Source organism: Lactobacillus sp. WILCCON 0059 (assembly GCF_057197985.1).
Map to the genome: position 1 here is coordinate 169997 of NZ_JBUBHN010000001.1, position 13699 is coordinate 183695.

Sequence of the window (13699 nt, forward strand, 5' to 3'; positions counted from 1 at the left end):
TTTAATAAGATTATATATTAAAAGCTAACTGAGCACTAGTTTTTAAACAAAAAACGCCTCCTAAGGAGACGCTTGAGAGATTTGAAATGTTGCTACAGGTTCAGCTTGACGATGATCCAGCCGATAAGGGAGAGGATGATCAAGCCGGCGATCTGGTAGCCCAGCCACTTCGGGAAGAACTTCTTCTTAGCATCCTTGGAAGCGTGGGCGTAGAAGGTCCGCATAACCAGCATGTTGGCCATGGACCCGATTGGTGACCCGAAGCCACCAATGTTGGAACCTAAAGTCAAGGCTTCAGCGTACTTGGAGAACTTGCCGACCAGGATGGTGGACGGGACGTTGCTCATGACCTGGCTGGACAGGATGGCCGTCCAGTAAGTGCTCATTTCAGTGCCGACCAGGCCGTGGATCAAGGTCACGACAAAAGGAATCTGCTGGATGTCGCTGATGAAGACGAAGAACAGGGTAAAGGTCAGCAAGAGTGAGTAGTCAATGTGGAGCAGGATCTTCCAGTTGACGATCAAGGCCCAGATGATGGAAGCCAGCATTGGCATCCAGATGGGAACGAACTTGAAGACGCCGACGAAGAAGAAGGCGAAGATGACCGTGGTGATCATCGTCATTGGCCAGCTGACGTCGATTTCAACCACTTCCTGGGTTGGGATGTCCTTCTTTGGAATAAAGAAGAAGACGCAGAGAAAGACAACCATGGCCGCGATCAAGTAAGGCAGGGTCCACTTAAAGAAGGTGGCTGGCATCAAGTGGTAGTTGGAGACCACGAAGATGTTGTGGGGGTTGCCCCATGGGGTGAAGGCCGCCCCGATGTTGGCCCCCATCCCGATCAAGGTGGCTGGCAGGATTTCCGGCAACTTGTACTTCTTGGCGATGTTCAAGTACAGGGGAATCATAGTCAAGCAGGTGATGTCGTTGCCCAGGAACATGCCCGAGAAGACGGACAAGAGAGTAAAAAGGAGGATCAGTTTCCGGGTGGAGTCAGCGATCGCCGTCAGTTTATAGGCAATAATATCCAAGACGTGCAGGTAGCTGTAGACCTGGATCAAGACCAGCATGGTCGTGACGGACTCAATCGTGTGCCAGTTCATGTCGGCGCTGCGCGGCCGGGCAAAGAAGAGACTGATGATGGTGATCACGATGGTGATCTGCAGAATTCGGTCGCTAAAAATTTTCTTTAAGACGGTCAAAAAATTATTTGAACTTTTGCTTTTGGCGGCTTCCATATAAATTCCTCTACTCAGAATCATGCTTACAAAATTTACGTAAAGTTAACGAAAAGCGAAAACGGACTTTACTTTCGTGTAGTTCCATTGTCAACCATTTTTCGCTAAATCTCAATAGTTCAAAATTAACGAACAGATGTTATTGAAAGGATGTTGGCAAAACGCACTAGACCAAAAACCCGGCTTTTTTAGCTGCTTGAAAAAACAGAAAAGTTTCAAGAAAGCGGTTTAGTTACTGGTAATACGGGATTTATGCCGGAAGGCAAAAAATGGACTTTGCTGCCTTTTTTAAGCGATTAAAACGTGTCGACTTTTTACAAGGCCACAAAAAAGTCAAAAGCATGCTTTTGGTTTCTGAAATAATGTAAGCGGTGTCGAAAGTGAAAAAGAGAAGCAGTGAGCTGCTAAAAATCCGCCTTAGACGTTTTTGTTAAATCCATTTAACATTTCTGACTGAAGACAGCTCCGCAGTTTTTTGCCGAAAAAGGGCCTGGGGGCAAAGAAATGCCGAAAAGGCTTGCCTAACATAGGGGAAGAGGGGTATAATTACTACTGATTTTCGAAAATCGATGAAAGGATGAAGAGACATGTCAAGAAATATCCACACGGGTATCAACCCACACCGTCGTCCACGTAACGCTTCTAACGCTAAGGAACGCGTTGCTCACGCAGCTGCAGTTGTAAACTACTTGAACCAAGCTGCTAAGGACGAAAACAAGTAATTTGTTTTTGAACAGACAATAAAGGCCCCGGCTTAGCGCTGGGGCCTTTTTTTCGCCCGCTTTTTGCCTTATGATAGGAAAAGCTAAGAGACAAGTAAGTAAGAAAAGAGGATGCAATAATGAAGTTTCAGTGCAGCAGCTGCGGCTTAAGACTGGAATCCCTGCATTTCAAGCTGCCCGGCCTGGTCAACGACCGCCTGACCAGCCTGTGTGACATCTGCCGGCAGCGGGGGCTGGATCCGGCAGCTTACCCTAATCCCGTGGTCAAGCTCTTCGCGGCCAACCTCCTCTATGCCTTTGTGGGCAAGGACGGGGAAGCTGCTGATGACTTTACCCTGCCGGATTTAAAAATCCGCCGGTCCTACGAGGCCCTCATGCAGGACTATGACGGCAATGTCCTGGCCAAGCAGCAGCTCTCCAGATCAGACTTCAACCAGGCCGTGATCAAGGCAGAGGATGATCCCAGCTTCTTTTTACCAGGGAAACTGCCTTTCGCGGAAAAACTCCAAGCTTTAGGCCTCAGCGTTGACTTCCAGTTAAACGAGGTTGACTACATCGACCGGGAGCGGATCCGGGCCAAGTATAAGTACCGCTGCCAGTATTGCGGCCGGCGGGGGCGGAGCGTGGACCATAAGGACCCTGTTTCTGTTTCACACGATAACAGCCTGGACAATCTGACCCTGTCTTGCAGCGAGTGCAACCGGATCAAGTCCAACATGCCCTATGACCTTTTCGTTAAGCTGAACGAAGAATTGCAGCCTTTAAACAAGAAGCTGGTCAAGTACGAGAATGCCCTGGGCCCTTTGGAAAAAGAATTCCAGGACCGGCGGAATCTGCTGGCGGCCAAGGTGCATTTAAAGGGCGTGGTGAATGACCCGGAACTGGCCGCCATTCGCAAGCAAAACAAGCGCCTGCGGGATGCTATCGACAGCTTGGAGAGCGACTATGACGCGGCTCGCCACTTGCGCGAGGACCACTTCAAGTTGGGCTGGAAGCTCTATTTGGCCCAGCAGGACAAGGAAATCATCTAGTTTGGATAACTTAAGCCTTATGAAGAGAGCACTAAAAGTTAGATCGGAAAGCTTTTTGCAGAAAAAATCTCCAGAATGTACAGGCTTACAAAGTTTACAAAAGCGCTACAGAACAACCTGCAGCGCTTTTTCGTTTTGTAATCAGACCGATACATTCTTGTAACAATTGAAAGTTATACTATAGATTGTTAGCAAACAAACCACATGTTAAAGGAGAAAAGAAGTTTCATGAAGAAAAAGAATCTGTTGATGACTGCTTTGGCAACGCTGAGTGCTTCCGGCGCCCTTTTGACCACGGGTGCCAACGCTTTGGCTGACAGCTACACTGTTGTTAAGAACGACACCCTGTGGGGCTTGTCAAAGAAGTACGGCGTTTCAGTAAGCGACTTGAAGAAGGCTAACGGCGTTTCCGGCCACTTGATCTACGTGGGCCAGAAGCTGCAGATCCCAGCCAAGTCAACTAAGGCAGTCAAGGCTGCCAAGACTAGCACGTCTGCTGCAACTAGCGTAAACACTACTGCAACGACCCACACGGTTGTAAAGGGCGATACTTTATGGAGCCTGGCTAAGAAGTACGGCGTTTCCGTGAGTGCCTTGATGAAGGCCAACAACTTATCAAGCAGCACCATCTTGATCGGCCAAAGCTTGAACCTGCGGGCCGGCATGACTACTTACGGGGTGGGCGGCGTAACTACTGGCTCAAGCTCAACTGCTGCAAGCACTAACACTGCATCAACCAGCACGACTGCTTCCAGCCAGGCGCCAAAGGCCAAGAAGACTACTACTAAGACGAAGAGTACCACTACTAACACCAGCACTAGTGCCAAGGCTCAGAGCCAGTCAACTGCTTCTAACACCAGTGCGTCTACCACGACCAACACTAATACTGCAGCAAGCGCTGCTTCAAGTACTACTTCAAGTACTAACACTGCAGCAACTACCAACACCGCGTCAAGCACTAACACGACGGCTTCAAATACCAATACTGCAGCAAGCAGCAGTCAAGCAGTCAGTCAGGCACCAACTGGTTCAACTTCTAGCTCAACTTCAACTTCAACCGCATCAGCCAGTGCCAGCGCGATTACTTCATACGCTTTGACCTTCCTGGGCGTGCCTTACGTTTGGGGCGGGACCACGCCAAGCGGCTTTGACTGCTCTGGCTTGGTACAATACGTTTACAGCCACTTCGGCATCAACCTGGGCCGGACTACTTACACCCAGCAATACGCCGGCACCAAGATCAGCGTAGCCAGCGCCCAAGCCGGTGACCTTTACTTCTGGGGTTCATACGGTTCAGCCTACCACGTAGCCATCGCCTTGGGCGGCGGCCAATATGTCATGGCTCCAGCCCCAGGCCAAAACGTGATGGTCGGCAGCGTGTCCTCCTACACGCCAAGCTTTGCCGTTCGCGTTTTAGGCTAAAATACTCATTGATAGCAAACAGTTCTCAAGCAGCGTCAGCCAGCCGGCTGGCGTTGTTTCGTTTTCTGGGCCACAAGCAAGGGTGTACTATTTTGTTTATAATTGTCAGCTTTTTAATTTTGCTTTTATTATAATATCTACTGAAACTTTTGAATAAAAGCCGCTATAACGGGATTTAGACAGATAATAAAATAATTGTTCGGAAAACGCTGTTAAAATTACTTTTATAACTAGATAGCGTTGCAGCTATAATTTAATAAGCTATCAGCTCAAAAAAACTTTTTTTCAAGCAAATATGGGCTATAATCTAAAGGTAAAAAGGACAAATTAAGGTAGGCAACTTTTAGATTAAAGGGGATCGCGGGAAAATGACAAATACGGCTCTGCTTTACGCGCTGGGGGAATTCTTCTGCATGGCAATCATGCTGATCTTGACCGGCGCTTTAAAGCCAATTACGAACTATGGCAAAAGAGAAAAGTGGCTGGCGGTATCGCTGGTCAGTGAAACCCTTTATTTTTTAGGCGACGCCCTGGACAAGCTGCAAACGGGCGGGGTTCTGCCAGCCAGCCAGGCAGGTCTGCTTTTTACCGGGACGTATAAGCTGTGGATGCTGGACTTTGTCAGTCTGGCAGTCTTTTTCTACATCGATCAATGTGGGGAATTCAGCTTGGCCGACAGCCGGTCCAAGCGGATGCTGGTCTGCTCAGTTGCCCTGCTTAATGGGATCTTTGAACTGTTCGTTCTCTTGATCAACCCTGGCAGGCTCTTAACGGCCAAGCTTCAGCCAACCCTCCTTTACAACCTCCTGCTTTTGCTGGTTCCCCTCCTGTATTCTTTGGCCGCGATTGGTCTGGCCATCAATGGGATCCGGCAGAGCCCTTCCAAAAATATCCGGCAATTTTACCTGACCACGGCCAGCTGGCCGATGCTCCTGGTCATCTTCGGTGGCCTGGACATCTACGTTGATACCTTTCCATTTTACGCCTACGTGGCCACGGCTTGCCTCTTGTTCTTGGCGGTTTACCAGTTTAGAACTCTGGTTGACACCGTGTCTTTGGGCAGCTTGAGCAACATCAAGGGCCGGGAAAAGCTGAGAACCCACCTAAGAAGCATTCAAAGACGGGGAAGCAGCCGTGAATACTACCTGCTTTTAATCGATATGAACGGCCTCAGGTCGATCAATGACATCTATGGCCGGTCAGAAGGCGACCGGGTCTTGTTTGTGGTCAGCCAGGCGGTTGAGAAATTGTCGGAAAAAATGCACGGCTTCAGCTGCCACTATGGCGGGGATGAATTTTTGGCCGTGGTGAAGCTGGCTGATGACGCCGCGGTCAAAAGCTTTTTTGACGACATGCAGGAAGAGGTCAAGCATCTGTCTGATGTGCATGGCCTGTCTGTTTCGCCCCAGCTGGTGACTTCTGCTGTCCGCTTGGACATGGCTGACGGGGATCTGGCGGCGCAATTGCGGATCGCGGAAGAAAAGGTCTACCACCAAAAGCGGGACCTGGATGGGGAAATCCGGGAAAACAACTTCTTCGTCGACAAGGTGACTGGCCTGCCCAACACCAACTACTTCCACAGTTTTGCCCGCTCCTACCTTAAGTCTTGCCTGGAAAAAGGGGATACGCCTGCTGTTGTTTTGATCAATGTCAGTAACATGCAGGCCTACAACAATCGCTATGGCTTTGAGAAGGGCGACCAGCTTCTCTTGCAGATTGCCCAAATTCTGCAGAAGTTTTTTAAGGATGGAGTATTGGTCCGCTTCGCGGAAGACAACTTCCTCTTGGCCACGGACGCGCCCGACCTGGTAAAGAGCCTGGAAGAGGCGGCAGATGAGGTTAACAAGGAGACAGACGCCAGCATCCGGGCCGGGGTCTACCACTATAAAGACGTCAGCGAGGGTTTGATGACGGCGGTCGACAAGGCCAAGCGGGCTTTGCGCTACCTCAACAACAACCGGGCGGTGGTCTGCCAGGTCTACAACAGGGAAGTCCGGGAAGAATTTGAAAGACGGGGCTATGTCCTGGAGAACTTCCAAAAAGCCTTGGACGAGGGCTGGATCCGGCCTTACTTCCAGCTGGAGAGCCGCAGCTTGACCGGGCGGATCTGCGGGGCAGAAGCCCTGGCCCGCTGGGTTGACCCAAAGTACGGGGTTTTGGGACCGAATTTCTTTATTGAGGTTCTGGAAGAGGCCCACCTGGTGCACAAGCTGGACTTATCCATCATCCGCCAAGTCTGCGCTATGCTGGCCAGAAGAAGAGAGGAAAAGAAGCCTTTGGTGCCGATCTCGGTCAACCTCTCCCGGGTGGACTTCCAGGTCTGCGACATTTTTGCCGAGATTGAAAAAATCCGCCAGCAATTTAAGCTGCCATCCAGTCTGCTGAAGATTGAAATCCTGGAATCGACCGTGACCAGCAAACCGCAGGAATTGCGGCAGGCTATCGCCAATTTCCATAAGAGCGGTTATGAGGTCTGGATGGACGACTTCGGCAGCGGCTATTCCAACTTCAATAATTTGGATGAATATGATTTTGACCTTTTGAAGATCGATATGGTCTTTTTGCGGGACTTTAACAGCCGGTCCAAGGTCAAGACCTTGCTGGCCATTGTGGTTGATATGGCCAAAAAGCTGGGGATGCACACCCTTTGTGAAGGGGTGGAAACCCAGGAGCAGTCGGATTTCTTGCGGGAAATTGGCTGCGAGCGCCAGCAGGGCTACTTATTCTCCAAGCCGATTCCGGAAGAAGAATTTTTGGCAAAGCTGGAGGCCGGCCAACTGGAGGATCCTTGCAGCAACCACTACTATGACCAGATCAGCCAGGTTAATGTGCTGTTTGACCCGATGATTGACCGGGGCAGCCAGCAGACTGTGGGCATCAAGCTGCCGATTTGCATTCTGGAGAAGGGGACAGATGCATTTGTCCGCTTCAGCTTCATGAATGAGAGCTACCGGCAGTCCCTAAGGGGCTTCGGCTACAAGCTTGATAGCTGGGAAGCAAAGGCCAACCAGGAATACCCATTCAAGCAGGCTATCCTGGAATTGATGGAAGAAAGCGCCCAAAAGCCGGGCCCAGTCAGCCGGATTTTCAACTTCAGAGGCAAGCAGTACTTGTTGGAGGTCCGCTACCTGGCCCACGACCAAAAGAGTCAGCGCGACGCCTTCGTCTACACCTTTGAAGGCTTGGCCAAGTAGGATAGAAAGAAGATAAGCAAAAGGCTTCCGCGGTAAGCGGAAGCCTTTTCTTGTATTTGTGATTTAGTTGTTAGTGCTACGATGGGTATGATCCAGAATTATCTCCTCCACGATTAGTAAACTTTTCAGTTAAGGCAAAAGCGAAAATAACTATGATAAAAAGCATGAACAGGTCAACAATAATGGCCCATCCTGGATCACTGTCGTACTCTAGCATCATAGTCCATGATGAGGTTAAACCCAGACAACCCAGTTCATTAATGATCAGCTGCAAAAACCAGATAATCTTCTGCCAACCTTGTTTTATCGTGTCTTGTTTGCACTCAAAGAACCAAGTCCAAAGAGCGGCCACTGCAATCATTACCAGCAAAAGCAGGTAGACTAAAAAGAGCGGCCAAGAAATACTTTTGGCGACCCGGTCCATGAAGCCAAAAAAGCCATTGGCTGGTCCAGACAAGCGCCACTTAGCTGAATTATCTACAATCAACCGCAAAGGCCAAGTAGCAAAATACACGTTAACGATTAATTGCAGACCAAATACAATTTTTCTTTTCATCCTTTCCACCTCACAAAGTCCATCTTTCTCGTTAGTGTAATAGCACTACAGTGTTTTTAGTAATGAAGAAACGTGTACAAGAAACATATATCCCTATCATTCTTCAGCACTATCGCAGCAATACACTAGCACAACAAGAAAAGCTCATCATCTCACAAACCTTTCATATAGTTAATTATACTCTTAAAGTACTTTGGTTTGGCATTGAAACATAAATTTAGCTATTTTTTCTTTGATTTTTACTTATTTGTTTAAAAAAGTTTTTTTGAAATGTTTCGATGAACTTCGCAAGAATTTAAATCACGTTATTTTCCGCAAACAGAAAAAAGCAGCCGTGAGGCTGCTTTTTCTATGCATTCATTAAATTTGCGGGCCACGGAAGTTGGCTAAGAACTTCTGGGTCTTTTCGCTTTGCGGATGGTTGAAGATTTCATCCGGGCTGCCTTGTTCAGCCACGTAACCGTCGCTCATGAAGAGGACCTGGTCGGAAACTTCCTTGGCGAAGGCCATTTCGTGGGTAACCACAATCATGGTCAAACCAGTCTTGGCCAGCTTCTTCATGGTTTCCAAAACTTCCCCGACCATTTCCGGGTCAAGGGCACTAGTCGGTTCGTCGAAGAGGAGGATTTCCGGGTTCATGGAGATGGCTCTGGCAATCGCTACTCTCTGTTTCTGCCCACCAGACAATTGGCGGGGCTTAGCGTCGACGTAAGGGTCCATCCCAACGGTCTTCAGGTTCTCCAAGGCAATCTTCTTGGCTTCTTCCTTTGACCGCTTCAGAACCAGTTCCTGGCCGATCATGCAGTTTTGCAAGACGTTCTTGTTTTCAAAAAGCTCAAACTGCTGGAAAACCATGCCGACCTTGGACCGGTAGTGGGGGATGTTGAAGTTTTCATCCAGGATGTTTTGGTCATGGAAAAGAATTTTCCCGCCAGTTGGATCTTCCAGCAAGTTGATGCAGCGGAGCATGGTTGACTTACCGCCACCGGAAGGACCGATGACCGTCATAACCTCGCCCTTGTGGACTTCAAAGGAAATATCCTTCAAAACCTGGTGTTCACCGTAAGCCTTTTGCAGGTGCTGAACATTTAAAATAGTTTCATTGCCCTTGTAATCAGCCATCTTTTACTTGTCTCCTTCCTGCTTGCCGACTTGAACTTGGTTGGCCATCATATTGTAGTTTTCAGGACCTTCGATGTGCTTTTCAATCAAGTTGAAGATCCGGGTGATCGTAAAGGTCAAGAAGAGGTAGATGACCGAGATGACCAGGTAGGTTTGGAAGAACTGGAAGCTCTGGCTGGCAATCGTTGAACCAACGAAGAACAGTTCTGATACTGAAATGATGCTCAATACTGAAGTGTCCTTGATGTTGACGATAAATTCGTTGGTGATTGACGGCAGACAGTTCCGGATGGCCTGTGGCAGGATGATGTTCCACATTCTCTGGTTGTGGGTCATCCCCAAAGCACTGGCGGCTTCAAACTGCCCCTTCGGCGTGGAGATGATCCCCCCGCGGATGACTTCGGCCAGGTAGGCCCCGGTGTTGATGGAGACGATGATCAAAGCGGCAACCGTTCTGTTCAAGTTGATGTGCCAGAACTGGGCAATCCCGTAGTAGATAACCGCGGCTTGAACCATCATTGGCGTACCGCGGAAGATTTCAACGTAGACTGACAAAAGCCACTTGCAGAAGGCTAAAAGGCCCTTCTTGAACTTGTTCTTTGGCTCTGGAATAGTCCGCACGATCCCGACCAATAAACCGATGAAGAAACCGGCAATGGTACCGATCAAGGAGATCAAGAGAGTCATCCCGATCCCTTCCAGGATCATCTGCCCGTAGTTCTTCAGCATGGAGACCAGCCAGTTTTCCTTCTTGGTGTTGGTCTGCGGCTGCTGCTGAACAGCTTCCTTCATCAGCTTGTTTCTTTCTGAAGTGGAAATGCCGGCCAAAACCTTGTTGACCTGACTGAGCAGCTGGTCGTTGCCCTTCTTGACCCCGATGGAAACTTCAGCGTCAGAAGAGGAGACCTTGAAGCCCTTCATCTTGGACAGGTTGACCCCGGTGATGTTGGAGTCGACCATCTTGAAGGAGGTCAGTTCCGTGTCTTCAGCCACGTAACCGTCGATCGTCCCTGCTTCCAGGGATTCCCGCATGGCGGCGAAGTCCTTGGAGGCTGGCTCACGCGTAGCGCCTGGCAGCTGCTTGATCAGGTCATAGTGCAGAGTCCCTTGCTGGGCGGTCAGCTTGGCCCCCTTGAAGTCAGTCAGGTACTTGGCCTTGGCGTACTTGCTCTGCTTGTTGACGATGACCACGAAGTTGGTGGTCCGGTATGGAGTGGTAAAGTTGATGGCCTTCCGTCTTTCAGCCGTTGGGCTCATCCCGGCAATGATCAAGTCGATCTTGCCACTGGTCAGGGCTGGCAAAAGCCCGTCCCACTGGGTCTTTTCCACGATGACCTTCTTGCCCAGCTTCTTGGCAATGATCTTGGCGATCTTGACGTCGTAACCATTGGCGTAGGAGCTGGTCCCGTCGATCTTGACCGCGCCGTTAGCGGACGTGGTCTGGGTCCAGTTGTATGGAGCGTAGTTGGCTTCCATCCCAATCTTCAAGGTGCCGCTGGCTTGCGCCGGCTGGCTCCAACTGACAGCTAAGACAAGCGTCAGGACCGCCGCCATTAAGGCGCTGATCCAGCTGCTGTGCTTTTTCATCTGAATAAACCTCCGATATGCTTTTTGCAAGTTATGAAATACAATAAAAAGCGGCAAAAAAGCCCCATTGCGTGTACAATGAGGCTTGCTTTGTTTCTGTAAAATTCAGTATGAATACCAAAAATTATAGCGCTCCCTAGAAAACTAGGACAGTCTGCAGAATTTTCTCCTGCAGCCCAACCAACAGCGCGCACGACTACCCTGCTGATTTCGGCGATATCCCTTAGTGACAAGGCTCAGCACTGTCAGTGAGCTCCCCTTGCTTTTGTGAACGATCGCGACCTCTATTGTATTGGATAATTTTTTAACTACATTTAGGCTAAATTACTTTTAAGAAAATGTCAAGAAAAAATTAGCTTTTTGAATTTTTGGCGATTGTCAGCGCTTTTCTTATTCACGCCCAGCCATGATCTTCCGCCCAGTCCCGCTTCTTCATGCCAGAAACGTAGGGGTTGCCGGCCAGGTAATAGCGAAGAGGCGCCTGGGCCCATTCCGGGTCAGCTTGGACGATCCCGATTCTAGGGGAAGCGGCGATCTCTTTAGCCGCTTTTTTCTCAGTCAAATCAATGGTGAAAGGACTGTCCGCCAAAGGGGCCAGGTCCCATTTTCTTGACTTGATACCCATGGCCTGCATTAATTTGGCTGGTCCGTTGGTCAAAAGGACCCCGTTTTTGCCGCCCCGGTTTTTGGTCATTTCGTCGATGCCCCAGACTGGCTCAATGGCCCGGATTAAGACCCCCTGGGGGTTGCCTTCCTCCTGGCAGGCCACGTCGAAAAAGACGTACTGCCGCTGGGCATAGATGTAAATTGTCCCGCCTGCCCGCCACAGGCCCTCGTTGGCCTGGCTTCTTCTTCCCCCAAAGGAGTGGGCGGCCCGGTCCTTTACCCCCAGGTAGGCTTCGGCTTCAACGATATAGCCGCCGATTTTTTCCCCGCCGGCTTGATAGTAAAAAGGGCGGCCGATCAAGTCCTGGCAGATCTCGCTGGTGGGCCGGCCGGTGAAAAAATTCCTGTAGTCCATTGCTTAATCAATCTTTCTAACTAAAATAAGAAATACAGTAAAAGCCGTAATAAAAAACATCTTTAAGAGAAAGCGTGCATCTATGTCAACGATCAAAACTGTCCGTATCTATGCCAAAGAGCAGCCAGCTGGCTACCGGATCTTAGTCGACCGGCTCTGGCCCCGGGGGGTCAAAAAAGAAGCCGCCAATTTGGACGAGTGGGAGAAAGAGCTGGCTCCCAGCCGGGAATTGCGGAGCTGGTTCAAGCATGACCCGGACCGGTATCCGGACTTCCGTCAATATTACTTGGAAGAATTAGCGGACAATCCGGAATGGCCGGCTTTCGTGGAACATTTGCAAGAGCTCTTGCAAAAAGAAGATGTCCTCTTTTTGTACGGGGCTAAAGATGAAGAGCACAACCAGGCCATTGTCTTAAAAGAAGCAGCTGAAGCTGCTCTGGCTAAACTTCCTTAAAAACTTCCAAGGCGTCGCCGATCAGCTGCTTGATCCCTTGTGCCGGGATCTCAGTCAGGTTGACCGCCCAAATTTTGGCGTCTTTTGGCGCGTAGCCTAAGAGGCCGGCGAAGGGGTAGACGACGAAGCTGGTGCCGACGATCACGACCAGGTCACTTTGCCGCATTTCCAGGATGGACTGGTTGACATTGTCCGGGTTGATGCCTTCCCCGTAAAGGACGATGCCGGGCCGGATGATGCCGCCGCACTCGTGCTTGTAGCCCTTGGCGTATTCCTCATAGCTGACCTTTTGCTTGCACTTGGAGCAGTAGATGTCGTAGAGGTTGCCATGAAATTCGGTCACGTGCTGGTTGCCGGCCTGCCGGTCCAGGGTGTCGATGTTTTGGGTGATGAGGGCCCCTTTTTCATTGCAGATGGCCGCGATCTTTTGGTGGATCAGGTTCGGCTTGGCGTCCGGGAAGTACATGTTTTGCATGACGAAGTCGTAAAAAAGCTGGGGCCGGTCATAGAGGGTCTCCTCGCTCAAGATGACTTCCGGGGGTTCGCTGACCCCGTTGTAGATGCCAGTTTTGGACCGGTAGTCGGGGATGCCGGAGTGGGTTGACACGCCAGCCCCGGTCAAAAAGACGGGGTGCTTGGCCTTTTTCAGGTCTGCTTTAAATTCAGCAAGTTTTGCTTGGTCCATTTTTTTGCCTCTTTCTTAAGAAAAATCGGCTTAATGCCTTTTGATTCTATTATAAGCGCTTGATTTGCTATAATTAAGCTACTAGTTTCAGAAGATATTATATTTGAGGTGAATCCATGGACACGTTATTTTACTTGGTCGCCGACACCCTGCTGGCGGCCTATGCCGGCTACAGCTGGTACTGCCAGGCTTCGGTGATCATGCGGGCCCGCTGGCGGATGACGGCGGTGATCATGCCAATCCTGCTGGTCTGGCTGGGGGCCACCAGCTGGGGCTATTCGGACATGGGCACTCCTGGCTTTATCATCTTCCTGGCCCTCTTTATTTTGACGGGGATTCTGGAAGCCACGTCAGGCTTGGCCGACAAGCGGGTCGTTTTGAGCGGCTACTTCCGCCGGACCTTGAAATACAGTGAAATCAGCCAGGTGATCCTGACCGCGGCGCCGCCGGAAGTGGGCGACCTGTCGATCGCGGCCCTGGAAACCAGCCGCCACCAGATCTACTACCTCCGCTTCAACAAGCAGGCCAGCGACGTGGTCTCTTTTTTGATGCAGCGCCTGGAACGCGGGGTAAATATTGACGTAAGAAAAATGGGTTAGTCAACTGACTAACCCGTTTTTTGTTCTAAATTGTTCTTGTTTTATCTTCTCTTGTTTTCTTGTTTCTT

The 13699-nt window shown here is 50.0% G+C and carries 12 protein-coding genes and 1 riboswitch; of the genes, 6 read left to right on the forward strand and 6 right to left on the reverse strand.

Features of this window, described 5'->3' with window-relative positions; translation table 11 throughout:
- Nucleotides 1-92: 92 nt before the first annotated feature.
- Nucleotides 93-1238 (reverse strand): SLC13 family permease, encoded by a 1146-nt coding sequence (locus ACYVUT_RS00850; RefSeq protein ID WP_484501357.1) that lies wholly within the window; start codon nt 1236-1238, stop codon nt 93-95.
- A 587-nt stretch (nt 1239-1825) separates the two neighbouring features.
- Here ACYVUT_RS00850 and ACYVUT_RS00855 point away from each other — a divergent pair.
- The 4 genes from ACYVUT_RS00855 to ACYVUT_RS00870 all read left to right on the forward strand — a co-directional run bounded on the left by ACYVUT_RS00855 (nt 1826) and on the right by ACYVUT_RS00870 (nt 7607).
- Nucleotides 1826-1960: a hypothetical protein gene (locus ACYVUT_RS00855; RefSeq protein WP_270448365.1), complete on the forward strand. Its 135-nt coding sequence runs from the start codon at nt 1826-1828 to the stop codon at nt 1958-1960.
- 119 nt (nt 1961-2079) lie between these two features.
- A complete protein-coding gene (locus tag ACYVUT_RS00860) occupies nt 2080-2991 on the forward strand; it encodes an HNH endonuclease (RefSeq protein ID WP_484499669.1) in 912 nt (303 codons plus the stop codon).
- Nucleotides 2992-3219: 228 nt separating this feature from the next.
- Nucleotides 3220-4413 (forward strand): C40 family peptidase, encoded by a 1194-nt coding sequence (locus tag ACYVUT_RS00865; RefSeq protein ID WP_484501358.1) that lies wholly within the window; start codon nt 3220-3222, stop codon nt 4411-4413.
- A 368-nt stretch (nt 4414-4781) separates the two neighbouring features.
- Nucleotides 4782-7607, forward strand: a complete 2826-nt coding sequence (locus ACYVUT_RS00870; protein WP_484501359.1) for an EAL domain-containing protein — start codon at nt 4782-4784, stop codon at nt 7605-7607.
- 76 nt (nt 7608-7683) lie between these two features.
- Here the strand turns inward: ACYVUT_RS00870 and ACYVUT_RS00875 are convergent, their stop codons facing one another.
- The 4 genes from ACYVUT_RS00875 to ACYVUT_RS00890 form a co-directional block, all read right to left on the reverse strand.
- Nucleotides 7684-8163, reverse strand: coding sequence for a hypothetical protein (locus ACYVUT_RS00875; RefSeq protein WP_484501360.1), 480 nt, complete (start codon nt 8161-8163; stop codon nt 7684-7686).
- 360 nt (nt 8164-8523) lie between these two features.
- Nucleotides 8524-9285 carry an amino acid ABC transporter ATP-binding protein gene (locus ACYVUT_RS00880; protein WP_484501361.1) on the reverse strand — a complete coding sequence of 254 codons (762 nt, stop codon included), beginning with the start codon at nt 9283-9285 and terminating at the stop codon, nt 8524-8526.
- Nucleotides 9286-9288: 3 nt separating this feature from the next.
- Entirely contained in the window at nt 9289-10872 is a 1584-nt protein-coding gene (locus ACYVUT_RS00885) for an ABC transporter substrate-binding protein/permease (RefSeq protein ID WP_439776128.1), read from the reverse strand.
- 119 nt (nt 10873-10991) lie between these two features.
- Nucleotides 10992-11167: riboswitch (Lysine riboswitch) on the reverse strand.
- A 99-nt stretch (nt 11168-11266) separates the two neighbouring features.
- Nucleotides 11267-11893, reverse strand: a complete 627-nt coding sequence (locus tag ACYVUT_RS00890) for a DNA-3-methyladenine glycosylase (RefSeq protein ID WP_484499673.1) — start codon at nt 11891-11893, stop codon at nt 11267-11269.
- 82 nt (nt 11894-11975) lie between these two features.
- On the opposite strand from ACYVUT_RS00890, the gene ACYVUT_RS00895 reads away from it, so the two are divergent.
- Nucleotides 11976-12347 (forward strand): DUF488 domain-containing protein, encoded by a 372-nt coding sequence (locus tag ACYVUT_RS00895; RefSeq protein ID WP_484499674.1) that lies wholly within the window; start codon nt 11976-11978, stop codon nt 12345-12347.
- On the opposite strand, the gene ACYVUT_RS00900 is transcribed toward ACYVUT_RS00895, so the two are convergent.
- Nucleotides 12334-13032, reverse strand: coding sequence for an NAD-dependent protein deacylase (locus tag ACYVUT_RS00900; RefSeq protein ID WP_439776125.1), 699 nt, complete (start codon nt 13030-13032; stop codon nt 12334-12336). The two genes, ACYVUT_RS00895 and ACYVUT_RS00900, sit on opposite strands and share 14 nt — an antisense overlap.
- A 116-nt stretch (nt 13033-13148) precedes the next feature.
- Here ACYVUT_RS00900 and ACYVUT_RS00905 point away from each other — a divergent pair, with 116 nt between their 5' ends.
- Nucleotides 13149-13631, forward strand: coding sequence for a hypothetical protein (locus ACYVUT_RS00905; protein WP_484499675.1), 483 nt, complete (start codon nt 13149-13151; stop codon nt 13629-13631).
- Nucleotides 13632-13699 lie beyond the last annotated feature (68 nt).